At 73.2% G+C, this 17390-nt stretch carries 16 protein-coding genes; 4 read left to right on the top strand and 12 right to left on the bottom strand.

Annotated elements, in window-relative coordinates; translation table 11 throughout:
- Positions 1-26: 26 nt before the first annotated feature.
- The 8 genes from ACZZ9K_RS01385 to ACZZ9K_RS01350 all read right to left on the bottom strand — a co-directional run bounded on the left by ACZZ9K_RS01385 (position 27) and on the right by ACZZ9K_RS01350 (position 8907).
- Positions 27-1088, bottom strand: a complete 1062-nt coding sequence (locus ACZZ9K_RS01385) for a hypothetical protein (RefSeq protein ID WP_463443160.1) — start codon at positions 1086-1088, stop codon at positions 27-29.
- Positions 1089-1278: 190 nt separating this feature from the next.
- On the bottom strand, positions 1279-1866 hold the full coding sequence (locus ACZZ9K_RS01380) for an RBBP9/YdeN family alpha/beta hydrolase (RefSeq protein ID WP_463443159.1): 588 nt from the start codon (positions 1864-1866) through the stop codon (positions 1279-1281).
- A 50-nt stretch (positions 1867-1916) separates the two neighbouring features.
- On the bottom strand, positions 1917-2900 hold the full coding sequence (locus ACZZ9K_RS01375; protein ID WP_138803221.1) for a helix-turn-helix transcriptional regulator: 984 nt from the start codon (positions 2898-2900) through the stop codon (positions 1917-1919).
- Between the two features lie 130 nt (positions 2901-3030).
- Complete coding sequence (locus tag ACZZ9K_RS01370; protein WP_035808261.1) at positions 3031-3444, bottom strand: ATP-binding protein; 414 nt, start codon at positions 3442-3444, stop codon at positions 3031-3033.
- Complete coding sequence (locus ACZZ9K_RS01365; protein WP_017886068.1) at positions 3444-3779, bottom strand: STAS domain-containing protein; 336 nt, start codon at positions 3777-3779, stop codon at positions 3444-3446. Before ACZZ9K_RS01365 ends, ACZZ9K_RS01370 begins: the two co-directional genes overlap by 1 nt.
- A gap of 59 nt (positions 3780-3838) precedes the next feature.
- Complete coding sequence (locus ACZZ9K_RS01360) at positions 3839-5047, bottom strand: multidrug effflux MFS transporter (protein ID WP_463443158.1); 1209 nt, start codon at positions 5045-5047, stop codon at positions 3839-3841.
- A 346-nt stretch (positions 5048-5393) separates the two neighbouring features.
- Entirely contained in the window at positions 5394-8051 is a 2658-nt protein-coding gene (locus ACZZ9K_RS01355; RefSeq protein WP_463443157.1) for a phosphoenolpyruvate carboxylase, read from the bottom strand.
- Between the two features lie 172 nt (positions 8052-8223).
- Positions 8224-8907, bottom strand: a complete 684-nt coding sequence (locus ACZZ9K_RS01350) for a biliverdin-producing heme oxygenase (RefSeq protein ID WP_138803218.1) — start codon at positions 8905-8907, stop codon at positions 8224-8226.
- An 83-nt stretch (positions 8908-8990) separates the two neighbouring features.
- Here ACZZ9K_RS01350 and ACZZ9K_RS01345 point away from each other — a divergent pair, with 83 nt between their 5' ends.
- On the top strand, positions 8991-9836 hold the full coding sequence (locus ACZZ9K_RS01345; RefSeq protein WP_463443156.1) for a siderophore-interacting protein: 846 nt from the start codon (positions 8991-8993) through the stop codon (positions 9834-9836).
- A 521-nt stretch (positions 9837-10357) separates the two neighbouring features.
- Positions 10358-10924 (top strand): GIY-YIG nuclease family protein, encoded by a 567-nt coding sequence (locus tag ACZZ9K_RS01340; RefSeq protein ID WP_463443155.1) that lies wholly within the window; start codon positions 10358-10360, stop codon positions 10922-10924.
- Between the two features lie 28 nt (positions 10925-10952).
- On the opposite strand, the gene ACZZ9K_RS01335 is transcribed toward ACZZ9K_RS01340, so the two are convergent.
- From ACZZ9K_RS01335 to ACZZ9K_RS01320, 4 genes are all read right to left on the bottom strand, one after another.
- Positions 10953-12503 (bottom strand): GMC family oxidoreductase, encoded by a 1551-nt coding sequence (locus ACZZ9K_RS01335; protein ID WP_463443154.1) that lies wholly within the window; start codon positions 12501-12503, stop codon positions 10953-10955.
- On the bottom strand, positions 12500-13885 hold the full coding sequence (locus ACZZ9K_RS01330) for an alpha/beta fold hydrolase (protein ID WP_463443153.1): 1386 nt from the start codon (positions 13883-13885) through the stop codon (positions 12500-12502). Before ACZZ9K_RS01330 ends, ACZZ9K_RS01335 begins: the two co-directional genes overlap by 4 nt.
- 82 nt (positions 13886-13967) lie before the next feature.
- On the bottom strand, positions 13968-14975 hold the full coding sequence (locus tag ACZZ9K_RS01325; RefSeq protein ID WP_463443152.1) for a hypothetical protein: 1008 nt from the start codon (positions 14973-14975) through the stop codon (positions 13968-13970).
- A 123-nt stretch (positions 14976-15098) separates the two neighbouring features.
- Positions 15099-15350 carry a DUF4287 domain-containing protein gene (locus tag ACZZ9K_RS01320; protein ID WP_463443151.1) on the bottom strand — a complete coding sequence of 84 codons (252 nt, stop codon included), beginning with the start codon at positions 15348-15350 and terminating at the stop codon, positions 15099-15101.
- 154 nt (positions 15351-15504) lie between these two features.
- Here ACZZ9K_RS01320 and ACZZ9K_RS01315 point away from each other — a divergent pair, with 154 nt between their 5' ends.
- Both ACZZ9K_RS01315 and ACZZ9K_RS01310 read left to right on the top strand, forming a co-directional pair.
- Positions 15505-16617, top strand: a complete 1113-nt coding sequence (locus tag ACZZ9K_RS01315) for an amino acid ABC transporter permease (RefSeq protein ID WP_463443150.1) — start codon at positions 15505-15507, stop codon at positions 16615-16617.
- Positions 16617-17390, top strand: a complete 774-nt coding sequence (locus ACZZ9K_RS01310; RefSeq protein ID WP_463443149.1) for an amino acid ABC transporter ATP-binding protein — start codon at positions 16617-16619, stop codon at positions 17388-17390. Before ACZZ9K_RS01315 ends, ACZZ9K_RS01310 begins: the two co-directional genes overlap by 1 nt.

The raw sequence follows: 17390 nt of genomic DNA, 5'->3' as shown, positions 1-17390 counted from the left end.
GCCGACGGCGTCGTGGCCGCGAGCCGTCAGCGACGACCGAGCAGGCCGAGCAGCCGGTCGACGAGTCGCGACCACCAGCCGGCCGGGGCCGGCGCTGCCGCCGTGGCGGTGTCGGCGTCCGCTGCCTGCGCGACGGGGGCCGGGACCACGGGTGCGGCGACGGCGTCCGGCAGGACGACCGGCGTGCTGGCGGTGACGCCCTGGTGCGCGGTGAGCGCGGCGGCGAAGGCCGCGCGGTCGATGACCGTCGGACCGGTGGCGGGCAGGACGAGCGGGGTGGGTCGCGTGGCCGCGGACACCGGGGACACGGCCGGGAGGCCCAGAACCGGTCGGACGGGTTCGTCGCGTTCCGGGGTGACGAGTTCCACCACCGGTGCGGCTTCCGGTGCGGGTGCCTGCTCTGCTGCGGGGACGCTCCGTGCTGCGCGGGTCGGCACGGGGGCCGCCCGGGTGACGAGCGCCACGGGAGCGGTCGCTGCGCGGCGGGCTGCGGCGCGGTCGCGGCGGTCCGCCTCGGCGGCGGCGTCGGACAGCAGGTCGGCGAAGACGGTGTGGGCGAAGGCGCGGGCGGCCGTCACCTCCGGGTCCTCCGAGCCGGCGACGGTGGCCTCCCACGCGGCGAGGCGAGCGAGGTCCTCGTCACGGCGGCGGACCTCGTCCTCGAGCAGGACGATGCGCTCGATGCTGCTGCGGCCGGTGGACGACGAGACCTTGACCGCGAGGTCCTCGATGCGCAGGGCCAGACGCTCCGGCGGCTCCGGGAACGACGGGGCGCAGAGCGCGGCGTGGCGGGCGCGGTCGCGGTCGCGGCGGAACGCGGGGGCGGCGGGTGCAAGCGGGGTCGTCTCGTCCGCCGGGGCGGTCGTGGCGACGTGCGCCGGGGCGGTCGTCGGGTCGACGGTCGCTTCGTCGGCGGTCGAGCTGCTGATCGCGGCGTGTCCGGGGCGCTGCACGGGGCCGGTGACGGGCGGGACGACGAGGTCCGGCACGTACGGGGCGCGGGTCGCCGGTGCGTCGCGGAGCCACTCCTCGAGCTCGCGGCCGAACGGGTCCACGAGCGGGGTGCGTGCGCCGGACTGGGTCTCCATGCTCGAAGGATAAATATCGCGCGGGCCGAAATGCGGGACATCCGCGGAGTGTCGCTGCACCGCCTGCCATATCGGAGCGGAGTTGAGCGGCGTGTCGCGCCCGGTGGTCACCGGGGTGGGCGGAGGCCGTCCTCGAACGCCCGCAGCAGTTCCCGTCCAGCCGACCAGGCACCGACACCACTGGCGACGTTCACGTGTCCGAGGGGACCGACACGGACGACGTCCGCGCGCCCATGACGTCGGCGAACACGACGCCCCGGTCGGCGCTGCAGTACGGGTCGTCGTCGCTCACGACGAGGCGCGTCGGGACCTGCTGGGCCGCGGGTACCGGGCGCGGTGTCACGAAGCCCGAGGCCTCGGCCGGGAACGCGGCACCGAGCGGGTCGGGCGGGGCGACGAGGAAGGCACCGGCGACGAGCGCGGGAGCGTCCGCCGTGGTGGCGAGCCAGTCGGCGACGGCCAGGACGCCGAGACTGTGGGCGATGAGGACCGGGGGCTCCGTGCACGAGGCCACGGCCGCGGAGATCGCGGCGCGCCAGTCGTCGGGGTCCGGGTCGCTCCACGAGGTGGGGGCGATGCGGACGGCGGCGCGCTGGGGGTGGTGGTCGCGCTGGCCGTGCTCGTCGTGCTGGTCGCGCTGGCCGTGCTCGTCGTGCTGGCCGTGCTCGTCGTGCTGGTCGCGCTCGTCCTGCCGCTCCCGCTCCCAGATGGACTGCCAGTGGTCCGGGTCCGAGTTCCAGATGCCGGGGACGATCACCCACGGTCGCGGTCTGCTCACCCGGGCAGCGTAGCGAACCGACGAGGTGCCGATCCGGAGTGTGACGTGCGTCAGGGCTGCAGGACAGCGCCCCGGGGCTGCTGCAGCGTGTCGCGCGGGTACTGCCCGAAGCGCGACGCGTACGCCGCCGAGAACCGGCCGAGGTGCGCGAAGCCCCAGCGCAACGCCACGCTCGCCACCGTCAGTTCGCCCGCCGACGCACGCCGGAGTTCCTCGTGCACGCGGTCCAGGCGGATCCCCCGCAGCAACGCGTTCGGCGCTGTGCCGACCTGCCGCTGGAACGCCTGCTGCAGCCCCCGGACGCTCAGGCCGACGTGCTGGGCGACGTCGGTCGTGGTCACGGGCGTGTGGGCGAAGGCGTGCATGAACTCCACGGCTTCGCGGACGCGACCAGTGGCTCCCTGCGGCAGCGCGACGTCGGGGGCGATGGACTCGTGTGGGAACGTGTCGAGGAACGCCAGCGCGGTCTCGCGCACGGTCTCGGCCAGGGCCAGCGCGGTGAGCGGTGCCGGGCCGAGCACCATCGCTGCGGCTCGTTGCACCCGGGCGTTCCAGGCGCGGAGGTCCTCCGGCCGGGGCGCGGCGGTGTGGTCGAACACCAGGGGGCCGGGCCGGGTGCCGTGCACCTCGGCGGCGACGCCCTCCAGGTACGTGCGGTCGAACTGCACGAGGCTCTGGCGGACGTCCTGCAGGTCGAACACGAAGGGGCGCCGCGTCGGGAACACCCGTGGCGTCCCCGGTGCGAAGTCGACCTCCTGGCGACCGACGTCGACGCGGCCACCGCCGTCCGAGGTCCACATCACGACGTACTCGTCGGGGACCTCGACCTCGCCCTGCATCCGCCCGTCGAACCGGGTGGAGCGGAACGTCATCGATCCGTCGCCCACGACCTGGAACCGGTACGCGAACGGACGATCGGTCCGGGACGCCGAGAACCCCGTGCTCTCGTAGGCCTCTTCGTACAGTTGCACGGCCGCGTCGAGTCCGGCGCCGGACGTCTCGAACCGGATCCGGGGATCAGGCTCGACAGTCATCGCGCGAATCGTGACACGGTGTCCGGGAAACGCGACAATCGGCGATCCGTCATTGCGGTTTACGGCCCACGGAGTGCGCTGGGCGGACGACCGGTGCGGCTCCGTCGATCCGTGAGGGCCGCACTCCCGCTCAGTGCCGGGAGCGCAGCACCGTCCAGCGGTTCCGGTCGGCCACGCGTTCGTACCGCAGGTCGTCGACGACCATCCGGACGAGGGCGAGCCCGCGACCACCCTCGGCGAAGTCGTCGGGCAGCACGGCGGCGTCGGGATCCACCGTCGCGGCGACCCCGTCGTCGGACAGCAGCGCCTGGAAGCGCTCGTCGCCGATCTCGAGCCGGAGCTCGCACGAGACGCCGTCCGGCCGGGCGCCGTGCTCGATGACGTTCGAGGTGAGTTCGACCAGGGCGAGCTCGAGGGCCATCCGGTCCTCGGCGGCGACGGACGGCTCGTGCTGCCACACGCCCGCGAGGAAGTCGTGCACGGCGGACACGTCGTCCGGAGGGCACGCCAGTGCGAGCATGTGCTCGGCGACGGGGGCGGTCATCACCAGTCGGTCACCGCGGCGTCCCCGTCGGGGTACGTCCGCAGGATCTTGTCGATGTTCGAGAGCTTGAGCACCATCTGGACCTGTTCCGACGGTGCCGCGATGCGGAGGTCGCCGCCGGCCTGCCGCGCGGTCTTGAGGCTGCCGACCAGGGCGCCGAGGCCGGAGGAGTCCATGAACTCGACCCCGGAGAGCTCGACCACGAGCCGCGAACGCCCGTTGCCGACGATCTGGGCGACGGTCTCGCGGAACGTGGGCGCGGAGACCATGTTGAGCCGGCCGCTGCACTCCAGGACGGCGGTGTCGGTCTCCGCCTCGTGTACGACGATGTCCATCTCGGTGGGTCTCCTCAGATCGGTGCGCCTTGCAACCAGCAACCTACCGGCTCAGACCGTCACTTGTGGGACAGGTTTCGCCGCGTCGCCGTCACCTGGACCACCACGGCCGCGGCCATCAGCGCTGCCATCACCCCGCCCATCGCCAGTGCCGTGCCGCCGAGCGCGCCGGCGAGCGGGGTGCCCAGACCGCCGATGCCGAAGGTCAGCCCGCCCTGCAGGGCAGCCGCGGTGCCCGGGTGCGCCGCGCCGACGTGCTGGGTGCGGGTCATCGCCGCCGGCAGAACGAACCCCCACGCGGCCGTCACGACCGCGAGGGCACACCACACCGGCACGGGTCCGAGTCCGAGGAGCGCCGACACGAGCACCCCCGTGGCCCCGACCGTCCCGACGACCAGGCCCAGGGTCAGCAGGGCGTCTTCGGTGAACCGTCCGACGAGCCGACCGAACAGCAGCGTCGTGACGATCATCATCGACGCGTTCGTGGCGAAGACGAGCGTGTACAGCCCCTCGGAGAACCCGAACTCCGACTGGAACACGAACGAGCTCGTCGCGATGTACGCGAAGAACCCCACCGTCGACAGCACCCCGCTCAGCACGTAGGCCCGGAACCGCGGGATCGCCAGGAGCTCGCGGATGCGACGTCCGTTGGCCGCGAACCCGACGCCACCGCGACGCTCCGGCGGCAGGGTCTCGCGGAACCGCAGCACCACGGCCACGAAGAACACGGCACCGAGCACGGCCAGCACGACGAACATGAGCCGCCACGTGCCGACCGTGAGCACCGCTCCCCCGGCCAGCGGGGCCACCACGGGGCCGATCGCGTTGATGGCCGCGAGTGTGCCGAAGACCTTCGCCATCCGGGTGCCGCTCGTCACGTCGGACACCATCGCCCGACCGGCCACGGCGCCCGCGGCACCGGCGAGTCCCTGGGCGATGCGGGCCAGCACCAGCGTCACGACGTCGGGCGCGAGCGCGCAGCCGACCGACGCCAGGGCGAACAGGGCGGTCCCGACGACGAGCATCGGCCGACGACCGATCCCGTCACTCACCGGTCCGACGAGCAGCTGGCCGACCGCGAAGGCCACGAGGAACGCCGTGAGCGACAGCTGCACGGCGCCCGGCGTGGTGTCGAGGTCACGCGCGATGGCCGGGAGTGCGGGGATGTACATGTCCGTCGCGAACGGCGAGACCCCGACGATGAGCGCCAGCGGCACGATCGGGGGCAACACGGTCGTCGTCGGTCCCAGGCTGCGCTCCGTCGTCACCTCGGACACGCTACGCGTCCCCGAATCGATTCGACAGGCACTTCGTGAGCAGCAACGGTCGGGTCGCGGTGCCGGACGCGACCGTTGCTGCTCGCGGAACGCGGGCGTGCGACGTGCGCACGGACGGACGGGAGGCCCGGTGGTGGCCCGCCACGGGCCTCCCGTCCGGCGCGCGAGCGGTCACGACACCCCGCTCACGTCCGCCGAGCGGTCGCGTTCCGTCGCCCGGCGGCGGTACAGCCGACGCTTGGTGACCACTCGGCGGTGCGGCCCGGGACGTGCGCGCGGACGGACGGGAGGCCCGGTGCCAGCTGGCACCGGGCCTCCTGTCCGTCGGTCGGGGGCGTCAGCCCGTGTTCTGCAAGCCGGCCGCGATCCCGTTGACGGTGAGCAGCAGGAGCCGGTGGTCGGCGTCCGTCGGGTCCGTGCTGCCGGAGGTGCGGATGGCGCGCAGCGCACGGAGCTGCAGGTGCGACAGCGCGTCGACGTACGGGCTGCGGAGGCGCACGGCGCGGGCCAGGACGGGCCGGTCCTCGAGCACGTCGCTGCCGCCGGAGACGCGGAGCACCCAGTCGCGGGTGCGGACCATCTCGTCGAGCACCTTCGCGGCGAGGTCGTCCCGGTCGGCGAGCTCGAGGTACCGGCGGGCGATGTGCTCGTCGGTCTTCGCGAGCGACATCTCGACGTTCTTGATCATCGCGGCGAAGAGCGGCCACTCGGCGTAGGCGGCGCGGAGCACGTCGACGTCGCCGACGGCCTCGAGCGCGGAGCCGAGCCCGTACCAACCGGCGAGGTTGATGCGCGCCTGCGTCCACGAGAACACCCAGGGGATGGCGCGGAGGTCCTCCAGCGACTCCACCGACAGGCCACGACGGGCCGGGCGCGAGCCGAGGGGCAGCAGGCCGATCTCCTCCATCGGGGTGACCCGGGCGAACCAGGGCGCGAAGCCGTCGGCCTTGACCAGGTCGTAGAAGGCGACGCGCGAAACGTCGTCGAGTTGCTGGGCGAGCTCGGCGAACCGGGCGGCCGCGGCGGCGGTGCGCGCCTCGTTCGACGGCGACGACGCGAACAGCGTCGCCGAGGCCATCTGCTCGAGGTGGCGGGCAGCGATGTCCTGGTCGCCGTACTGGGCGAAGATGACCTCACCCTGCTCGGTGAGCTTCAGGCGACCGTCGATCGATCCCGGCGGCTGCGCGAGGACGGCCTCGTTGGCGGGACCGCCACCGCGGCCGAGCGAACCGCCCCGGCCGTGGAACAGGGTCAGCTCGATGTCGTTGTCGCGGGCCCAGTCGGCGATGCGGGCCTGGGCGTCGTACAGCGCCAGGTTCGCGGACACCGGGCCGACGTCCTTCGACGAGTCCGAGTAGCCGAGCATGACCTCGAGCCGACGGCCGGTCGCGGCGAGGCGTCGCTGGAACGCCTCGGTGCGGACGGCCTCGTCGAGGATGTCGACGCTGGCGTGCAGGTCGGCGAAGGTCTCGAAGAGCGGGATGACGTCGAGCACCGGCGCGGCCTCGGCGGACCCGAGCGCCGCGACCGCGAGTTCGTGCACGTTCGCCAGGTCCGCCGGGGACTGCGTGAAGGACACGATGTACCGGTTCGCCGCGCGGACACCGTAGCGCGACTGCAGCGCGGCGATCGTGCGGAACACGGCGAGGACCTCTTCCGTGGTCTCGCTCAGTTCGCCACCGGCGCGGATCTCGGCCAGGGCCGTTCGGTGCACCTGCGAGTGCTGCCGGACCTCGAGCTCGGCCAGGTGGAACCCGAAGGTCTCGACCTGCCAGATCAGGTTCTGCAGCTCGCCGTTCGCCGGGCGGATCGCACCGGCGGCGACGAGCGACGCCTGGATGGTGCGGAGGTCGGCCAGCAGCGCCTCGGGGCCGTCGTAGGCCAGCGGCGTGGTGCCGGTCCGGGTGGCGTCGATGCGCGCGGCGACGAAGAGGAGCGCACGTCGATGCGTCTCGTTCGGTGCGCGGACGCCGATGCGCTCGGCGATGCCCGGGTCGAGCGACTCCTGCGCGGCGACGAGGGCGGTGAGGCCGGCGTCGGCCGGGGTGTCGCTCGCGTCGAGGGTCAGGGCGCTGCCGATGCGGGTGGTCGCGCGGGCGAGGCCCAGCAGGATGTGCTCCGCCGCGATCTCGGCGGCCTGGCGGGTGACGTCGGCCGTCACGTGCGGGTTGCCGTCGCGGTCGCCGCCGATCCAGGTGCCGAACCGCACGAACGCGGGCGCGATCACGGGAGCGCGGCCGGCTTCGTCGCCCTGCAGCCGGTCGTCGAGCAGGCGGTAGACCTGCGGGACGATCTCGAACAGGGTCTGGTCGAACACGCTCATCGCGGTGCGGACCTCGTCGAGCGGGGTCGGCCGGGTGGTGCGGAGCGGGGAGGTGCGCAGGAGGGTCGTGATCTCCTCGAGCAGGCGGCGCTCGTTCTCGGCGCGGGCCGTCGCGTTGCGGGCGCGGTCGCGCTCGTCGATGAGGTCCGTGATGCGGCGGACACCCGTGGTGACCGCGCGGCGGCGGGCCTCGGTCGGGTGGGCCGTCAGCACCGGGTGGAACCGCAGGGTGCGGAGGCGCTCGGCGGCCTCGGCCTCGCCGACCTCGGCGACGAGTTCGGCGTAGGTGGCGGGGAACGAGTCGCCGGCGACGCCGCCGTCGTCGCCGCGCTGGCGGAGGACCCGCACGCGGTGGTGCTCCTCGGCCAGGTTGGTGAGGTGGAAGTAGGTGGTGAACGCCTGTGCCACGGCCTCGGCGCGTTCGGCCGACATGCCGGAGACGATCGCCTGGGCACGCGCTGCACCCTCGGCGTGGTCGCCCTCGTAGGCGTCGATCACGGCGGCGCGCAACGACTCCACGTCGTGGAGCAGTTCGTCGCCCCCGTTCTCCCGCAGCACCCGGCCGAGGAGGTTGCCGAGGTACCGCACGTCGGCGCGCAGGTCACTGTCGACCGCACCGCTGACGTCGTCCCGCGCGCGCTCGTGGCGTGCAGATCCGTCGATCGCCGTCATGGAGTCCTTTCCGGGTCGTCCGGGAGGCTGGTCCCGGGTCCCAGCAGCGTATCGGCACCCGGGGGCGCATGACGTCGACCGTCTGGACGGACGCGGGACCGGGCGGGAGTGCGCAGCCGCTGGGCGGTCAGGCGGGTCCGGGCGAGCTGGGCCCGGGTACTGCCGCCGCGGTTCAGGCGGGCACGGAGGCGCTGCCCGGCTCCTGACGGAACGGCGCACGGCGGGCATCGAGGCCGGCGAGCAGCCCACGGTTCAGCTCGTAGGCGAGTTCGACCTCGGCGATCACCCGCTCCTGCTCGTCGGCCGTCCAGGGCGCGGCGTCGAGCTGGGCCCGGTAGGTGTGCTCGAAGTCGCTCGGGTCGGCGACCTGGTCGAAGATGTAGAAGAGGACACCGTTCGTGTCGAACCCGAACCGCTCGGCCAGCACCTGTCCGATCACGTGCCCGCCGGACACGTCGCCGAGGTACCGCGTGTAGTGGTGTGCCACGAAGCCGCCGGGCCACTCGGCCGCGACCTCGTTGAGGCGTCGCACGTACGCGGTCGTCGCGGGCAGCGGGCACACCAGCTCGGACCAGTCCGGGCCGATCAGGTACTCGAGGTCGGCACGGATCGCCGGCATCCGGGTGAGCTGCGCGGTGACGAACGGCGCCGCCACGGGATGGTCGGCCATGCGTTCCGCCGCCCGCTCGAGCGCGTCGTACACGAAGGCGTACTGTCCGAGCAGGTCCGCATAGTCGGCGACGTCGCAGTCGCCACCGAGCAGGTCCTGCATGAAGCCGCTCGTGGCCGAGGCACCGTGCGAGCGCCGCGTGCGACGCCGCAGCAGCTCGGAGAACGGGATGACGGTCGAGTCCATGAGGTAAGGCTAACCTTAGTGATGCGCGCGTCAAGCAGGGATCACCCAGGTGGCGCCGAACCCGCGAGAGGAAGCTCCCCACGATGAGCTCGAAACCCAAACGCCCCCAGCACGTCTTCGTCGTCGACCGCACCGAACGGCTCTCGCCCCACATGGTGCGCGTGCACCTGGGCGGCTCGGCCTTCGAGGACTTCGTCGCCCAGGCCGACCCCGACCGGCTCGGCTCGACCGACAAGTACGTCAAGCTCCTGCTCGCGAAGCCGTCGCTCGGACTGTTGCCGCCGTACGACCTCGAGGCCCTGCGCGAGACCCTGCCGAAGCACGACCGCCCCGCCCGCCGCACGTACACGGTGCGTGCGGTCGACCACGCCACGCGGACCATCGCGATCGACTTCGTCGTGCACGGCGACGAGGGCCTCGCCGGTCCCTGGGCAGCGTCCGCGCAGCCGGGTGATCGGCTCGCCCTGTCCGGCCCCGGTGGCGGCTACGCGCCGACCACGGACCCGGCGGTCACGCACGTGCTGCTCGGTGACGACAGTGCCCTGCCCGCGATCGGCGCAGCACTCGAGTCGATGCCCGACTCCGCCACCGGGGTCGCCCTGGTCGAGGTGGCCGGGCCCGCCGACGAGCAGGACCTCCGGCACCCGGCCGGGGTCGACCTGCGGTGGCTGCACCGGGACGCCACCGGCGCCCAGCCGGGCACGCTCCTGCTGGAGACGGCCCGCGGGCTGCCGCGTGCCTCCCGGCCGGTCCAGGTCTTCGCGCACGGCGAGCGGACCGCGATGAAGGCGATCCGTCGGCTGCTGCAGGACGACTGGGGGCTGGAGAAGCGCGAGATGTCGTTGTCGGCGTACTGGGCGCTCGGTCGCGGTGAGGACGAGTTCCAGGAGGAGAAGCGCGAGCTTGTCGGGGTGATCTTCACCGACTGACGGCGGTCTGCGTGCCCGTTCTTTCCCATGGCGGGCGCGATGGCTGGTGGGAACGGGCGTACTTGGTCGGAACAACGGACCAGGTACGCCCGATTCGACCAGGTACGCCCGGTCTTGGTCGGTACGCCCGTTCTTGGTGGGTACGCGCGGCGGCCGGGGCGCCCGGTTTCCGCAGGTGCGCCCGTTCCTTCCCAGAACGGGCGCGATGGCTGGTGGAATCGGGCGTACTTGGTCGGAACAACGGACCAGGTACGCCCGATTCGACCAGGTACGCCCGGTCTTGGTCCGTACGCCCGGCGGCACAGGCGGCCGGGGCGGCCGGATCCCGCACGTACGCCCGTTCCTTCCCAGAACGGGCGCGATGGCTGGTGGAATCGGGCGTACTTGGTCGGAAGAACGGACCAGGTACGCCCGTTTCGACCAGGTACGCCCGATTCGACCAGGGACGCCCGGTACGGCCCGGTACGCGCAGCGGCCGGGAGGCCCGGGGCACGTCGGTGGGTCGGGCTAGCGTTCCGCGCATGGTCACCTCGTCGTGCTGCGTGCCGGGTTGCGCAGGCGTGCTCGCGGACGGTCTCGCGGGCGTCCCCCTGTGCGGCGCGCACGTCGCGTTCGTCGCCGACCTCGCGGCCGAACACCCCGGCATCGAGGACGCCCTGCCCGGCCCGTGCCCGGCGTGCGGTTCGCGGATCGGGGTGCGCTACCCCTCGGGGATGGTGTGCGCCCGGTGCGAGTGGCGCTGGGGAGAGGTGCCGGACGGCGACCTCGCTCCCCCTCGGGTCGACGTCGTCTACTACCTACGGATGCGCGACGACTTCGGCGACCGCATCAAGATCGGCACGACGATGAACCCCCGGCAACGGCTCGCGGCGATCCCGCACCAGGACCTGCTGGCGTTCGAGCGCGGTGACCGGACCCTCGAACGCCGACGGCACGCCGCGTTCGCCGCCAGCCGGTACCCGGGTACCGAGTGGTTCCGGGTGACGCCGGAGCTCCTGGCCCACGTGGACGCCGTCGCCGCCGGGGTCGACGACCCGTGGGACCTGCACGCCCGGTGGACGAGCGAGGCGCTCGCGCTCCGGGGATGAGCCGCGACCGAGCCGTCGGGGCGCGTGCTCAGGCGGCCTGCAGCATGCGGTCGGCGGTGCGGAGCGAGAGCGCCATGATCGTCAGTGCCGGGTTTGCGATGACCGCGCTCGGGAACACCGAGTTGTCGGCGATCCACAGGTTCGGGACGTCCCACGAGCGGCCGTCCTGGTCGACGACGGACGTCTCACGGTCCGCGCCCATCCGCGCGGTGCCGATGGTGTGCGCCGTGCGTTCGAGCACCCGGACGTCCCGGCCGCCGGCAGCCTCGACGATGGTCGTCATCGTGCGGACCGCGTGGCGGCGGATCGCCTCTTCGTTCGAGCCCGGGGTGAACGAGACCCGGGCACGCGGGACACCGTGCTCGTCGAGTTCGTCGGTCAGCTCGAGCCGGTTGTCGTCGTACGGCAGGCACTCGGCGTTGATGCCGACGCCGGCCGAGAACGGGTAGTCCTGCAGCGCCCGGACGAGCTCCGCACCGCGGAGTCCGCCACCCCGGACCAGCGAGGTCGCGAAGGTCTGCGGCTGCACGCCCAGGCTCTGGATGAGGTAGCCGCCGGCGAAGTCGGCATCCGCCGGTCGGACGAAGTCCTCGGTGATGATCGACGACGGGTACCCGCGGTACGAGCGCATCGACTCGTCGAACCGCGCCCACACCTGGGTGGCTCCGTGCGCGGTGAAGTTCCGGCCGACCTGTCCGCTGCCGTTCGCGACACCGGTGTGCAGCAGCAGCCGCGGCGTCTCGACACCGCCCGCGGCGAGGACGAGGGTCCGGCAGCGCTGGCGGTGCTCGCGCCCGTCGGCGGTGTACAGGACGGCCTCGACCCGTCCCGCCGCGTCGAGCTCGATGCCGTGCACGAAGGACTCCGGACGGATCTCCGCACCGAACGCCACGGCGGCGGGCAGGTAGGTCGTGTCCATCGACACCTTGGCGCCGTTGCGGCAGCCCTGGTGGCAGGAGCCGCAGGACACGCAGGCCTGGCGCAGCCCGTGGTGCTCCTGGTGCCGGTCCTCGGTGGTCAGGCCGACCGGGGCATCGGTCGCGGTGATCCCGGCCGCCGCGGTGCCGCGCATCATCATGTCCGACGAGGCGTTCCGGGCCGGCGGACGCATCCGGTAGCGACGGGATGGATCCCACGGGTAGTGCTCGGGGCCGGCGACGCCGACGTCGTGCTCGACCTGCTCGATCCAGCCGGTGAGCTCGGCGTGGCTGATCGGCCAGTCCTGCCCCGCGCCGCTCTCGGTCCGCAGCCGCAGGTCGTGCTCGCTCGGCCGCGGGGTGAACGCGCCCCAGTGCAGCGTCGACCCGCCGACGCCCGTGCCGCTGTTGTTGGGGCCGAAGGCCGTGGGGGCTCCGCCGCCGCTCAGCCGCTCGTCCATCCAGTTGATGTCACCCGGGGCGGCGACCTCGTCCGGCACGTGGTCGCCCGGCTCGGTGTTGCGGCCGGCTTCGAGCGCGACGACCGTCAGGCCACGGCGGGCCAGCGAGGCGAGGAGTGGTGCTCCCCCGGCCCCGGTGCCGACCACCACCACGTCGACGACGTCGTCCGTGCCGTACGTGCGTTGTCCGTCGAGTCTCATCGTGCAGCTCCGGTCGTCGGTGCGGTGTCCGTCGTGGTGGCGGTGCCGGGGTCGGTGGGGGCCTCGGGTTCCCAGGCCTCGCGCTGGCCCGCCGCGAGCAGCTGGAAGCCCTGCTTGCGGACACCGTCGCCGCCGTTTGCGTAGCCGTCGAAGTCGATGGCGGCCATGGTGGCGGGGTGTGCGAGCCAGTGCTTGACGAGGTCGACGCTGGCGTCCTCGAACCACGCGCGCAGCTGCTCGGCGTCGAGATCGCCGTCGGCGCGGTACCGCCCGGCAGCCACGGACTCGAGGGCGTGGTCGAGCACGCCGTCGCGGGCGGGTGCGGCGAGCACGTCGAGCGCGGCACGGTAGGCCTCGGCGTCCACCGGCAGGCCGTCCGGCCGCCAGCCGTCGCCGAGCCCCGCGGCCAGCTGCGCGTCGACCCGCAGTGCCAGGTCGACCTGGTCGACGCCGGGTTGCGGGACGACGATCCGCGCGACCGCGCGCAGGGTGTCCAACTGCGTCGGCGTGAGGGCGTGGGGTGCGGCCGCCGGATCGTCGGGCAGTGCGCGCTCGGCGAGCAGGCCCCGGGTCCGGGCGCTGACCCGCGGCGAGGCGATCACTCGGGCGTGCTCCACGGGGACGACCGGCGACCCCGCGACCCGGCGCTGCCAGAAGCCGCGGATGCGCTCGGCCACGGCCTCGGGCTGTTCCCAGGGCAGCAGGTGGGCGGCGCCGTCGACGACGTGGAGCTCGCTGTTCGGCCAGTGCGGCAGGGTCAGGCGACGCTGGGCGTCGGCATCGAGGTCGCCGTCCTCGGCGCCGGCGAGCACCAGGGCGGGCACCGGGTTCGGTGCGGCGTCCGACCAGTCCTCGCGGCTGCCGCGGGAGAGCCAGTCCGTCCAGGCTGCGGGGTCGGTCCGCTCGACGTCCTGCACCGCCGCGCTGTGCCGCGCGGGGGCCAGGGGTGCCGCGGTGTTGGCGGCGACGAACTCCTCGGCGTCCTCGGTGCCGATCGGGCCACCGGCAGCCCACGAGAGCATCGTCCAGCGGCGGTCGTCGTCCATCGGCTCGGGAGCGAGCGAGGACGCGGCGAGGAGCACCACGGCCCGCAGCCCGAACAGGCCGTTCGCGCCGGAGATCGTGCGGTCGGCCACCACCGTCGCGACCTTGCCGCCCATCGAGTGCCCGAGGAGCAGCCACTCCGTCGAGCCGCTCGCCCCGATCGCGCGCTCCACCAGGACGGCCATCTCCTCGACGGTGGTGCCGGACGACGCCGGGCTGCGGCCGAAGCCGGGCAGGTCGATGCCGATCAGGTCGAGGTCGCCGAGGAGCTCGGCACGCAGCAGCGCGAACTCCTCGGAACTGGCGCCGAGGGCGTGGAGACAGAAGACGGTGGTCACCATGTATACCTACCCGTCGCTCGCGAACGCTCCCAGCCGCGCCGTACCCCGTCGCGCCGCGCCTGTACCCCGATCGGCGGCGTCACCGGGAGTACGCGTCGACGAACAGCGCGCCCCGGAGCTCGCGCAGGGTGTCCGCCAACCGCTCGACGGTGCGGCCGGAGATGCCCGAGACCTGCAGGTCGTACGGGCCGAGCGCCGGCAGCCGTCCGGTACGGATGCGGACGACCTCCCACCCCACGGCGCGGATCGCTCGGTCCTTCCTGCGGTCGGTCTCCTGCCGCGGGCCGACGTGCTCGAGCCCGTGCCGACCGGTGGAGTCGTACTCGATGGCGACGCGGAGCTCGGGCAGGATGATGTCCGGCCAGGCCTCGACGTGGTCGAAGAACGGGCGGTCGAGTCGGATGGCGGAGTGGTCGTACGTGAACGCGAACCGCTCGGACAGCATGCCCCGGAGTTCCGCTTCGACCGCCGAGGCCGTCGCCGGGGCGCAGACGCTCGTGAACGACTCACCCGACGGCAGCCGCGGGGTCTTCGGGCAGATCGTGCGGGGAACGGACTGGGCGGCCCGACGGGGTGCACCACCGGCCGACGCTGCCGAGCCTGCCGACCCGGCGGACCCGGCGACGGGCCGACGAGAGCGGGCACGGCTCGACGCGACGGCTCCGGCCGGCACCCCGCGAACCGGAGCCGCGGGCAGGGTCTGTCGTCCGGCACTCCGGACAACCCGCTGCGGCACGGGCACCGTCTGGGGCCAGTCCGACGGCAGCACCGGCCACCGCTGGGGCTGGGCCTGCACCGCGCACTCGGGGCACCACACGGAGCGGCGGCGCTCACGGCCCGGACGGGACCGCTGTTCGGACGGGGTCGCGACGAAGACGTGCCCGACGTCGCACTCCCAGGTGAGCAGGACCTCGGCCGCCGGGGGGACCTGGGTCAGGACGACGCCGTGGTTCCAGTCGGGGTGGTACTGCCGGATGAGCACCGGGTACGGCGCCCAGTCGGCGCGGAACTGTCCGACGGCGTACGGCACCGCTTCGCCGCGCGACCACTGTCGGCGGCGCCACCACGCATCGACGGGTTCGGCCACCCCACCACGCTAGGAACGACCACCGACACCCGCCGCACCTACAGCGCGACCAACACCGGCCCGCGGCACCACGCGGCGAGCAGCGCGACCGACACCCACCACGGCACCGCACCGCACGACGGCTCAGGAGGCCAGCGCGTGCTGCACGTAGGCGACCAGGGCGTTCGCGTGCCCGTGCCCGAGGCCGTGCTCGGACTTCAGCCACCCGACGACCTCCATGTGCTGGTGGTCGTCGACCCGGTCCGCGACCAGGTCGAGCCACTCCTGCACCGGGCGCCCGTACGTCGCCTCGATGCTCGGGAAGTACGACGCCGGACCCTTCACCCTGGTGCCGTCCGCCGGGAGCACCGGGGCGGTCACACGATGCGCTGTCATGGCGCAACGGTAGCGCTCCGTCGGCCGTCACGGAACGTCACTCAGAACACCGTTCTGTGACGCCGCGTTGCGCCGGATGGCCGGGTGTTGCGTCGCGTGGCGGGGTGTTGCGCGAGGCGTTGTCGGCGCCGCCCGGGCCTCCTACGGTCGCGACATGACCGACACCACCAGGGCCCCGCAGCGGGAGGCGACCAGCGTCGACGACGCGGGCCGGACGCCCGAGCCGAGCCGCGCCTCCAGGCCGGAGACCGCGACCATCGACGCGGCCGGACACGCCGCACTCGACCGCCCCGTCGTGCCGCTGCGCCACCCGCTGCGGTGGATCGCCGCAGCCCTCGTGCTCGTGGTGCTGCTGAACTTCGTCGAGACGCTGTTCACCAACGAGCAGTGGGGCTGGCCCGCCGTCGGCAAGTGGCTGTTCAGCCCCGCCGTCCTGACCGGACTGCAGCTGACGCTGACGGCGACGGCGCTGAGTGCGGTGATCAGCTTCGCCGGCGGTGTGGTCGTCGCGATCGCACGGCTGTCGCGGAACCCGGTGCTGTCCGGGCTCGCGTGGGGGTACGTCTGGCTGTTCCGGTCGGTGCCGCTCATCCTGGTGCTCGTCTTCCTGTACAACCTCGGGTCGCTGTACCCGACCATCGGCATCGGGATCCCCTTCGGGCCGCAGCTCCAGGTGCCGACCGCCAACGTGCTCGGCGACCTGGCGATCGGTGTGATCGGGCTGAGCCTCAGCGAGATCGCCTACGCGTCGGAGATCGTCCGCGCCGGCGTGCTCGCCGTCGACCACGGCCAGCACGAGGCCGCGCAGGCGCTCGGGCTCCCCCGTCGCCGGCAGTTCGTGCGGGTGATCCTGCCGCAGGCGCTGCGGTCGATCGTGCCGGCGTTCGTCAACCAGGTCGTCGGACTGCTGAAAGCCTCGTCGCTGCTGTTCTACGTCTCGCTGCTCGACCTGTTCGGCGTGGTGCAGAACCTGTCGAGCACCTACCCGACGGACATCATCCCGCTGCTCGTCGTCGCCACGATCTGGTACCTCGTGCTCACCAGCGCGGTCTCGATCGTCCAGTACTACGTCGAGCGGTGGACCGCCCGAGGTTCGGTCCGGACGTTGCCGCCCACGCCGTTCCAGCGGGTGCGGGCCGCCGTGCGTCGCGGTTCCGGACGTGGGTCGGGACGGCCTGGAGGCCCGGATGGCCCCCGGCAGTCCGCCTCCGCCGCGCGCGTGGTCGCGTCCGGCCCCGCTTCCACCGTCGACGACAGGACCATCTGATGAGCGCAGCGATCAGCATCCACGGAGCCGTCAAGGCGTTCGGCGACACGGTCGTCGTCGACGGCGTCGACCTGTCGCTGCCGTCCGGCAGCGTGACCGTCGTCCTCGGCCCCTCCGGTTCCGGCAAGTCCACGCTGCTCCGGGCGATCAACCACCTCGAACCGCTCGACCGCGGCGTCGTCACCGTCGGCGGCGAGACGATCGGCGTCCGTCTCCGGACCGGGCGCGACGGGGTGCCGCGCTGGAAGGAGCTGCCCGAGCGGCACATCCTGCGGCAGCGGTCGCGGATCGGCTTCGTGTTCCAGCACTTCAACCTGTTCCCGCACCTGACCGCGCTCGAGAACGTGGCTGAGGGGCCGATCGCCGCCGGGGTCCCCCGTGCCGTGGCGCGCGACCGCGCGGCGGCCCTGCTCGAGCGCGTCGGACTCGGCGACCGTGGCGACACCCGGCCGCGGCAGCTCTCCGGCGGGCAGCAGCAGCGTGTGGCCATCGCCCGGGCGCTGGCGCTCGAGCCGTCGGTCGTCCTGCTCGACGAACCGACCTCGGCGCTCGACCCGGAGCTCGTCGGCGAGGTGCTCGGGGTCATCCGGGGGTTGGCGGACACGGGCACCACGCTCGTCATCGTCACGCACGAGATCGCCTTCGCCCGCGAGGTCGCCGACCACGTCGTGTTCCTCGACCACGGGCGGGTCGTCGAGCAGGGGCCGCCGGCCCAGGTGCTCGACCACCCGCAGCACATCCGCACGCGCGACTTCCTGTCCCGCGTCCGCTGA

It is taken from the genome of Curtobacterium sp. AC268, assembly GCF_979258745.1.
Note: the sequence above shows the minus strand (reverse complement) of the source record. Positions and strands in the feature narration are given on the sequence as shown.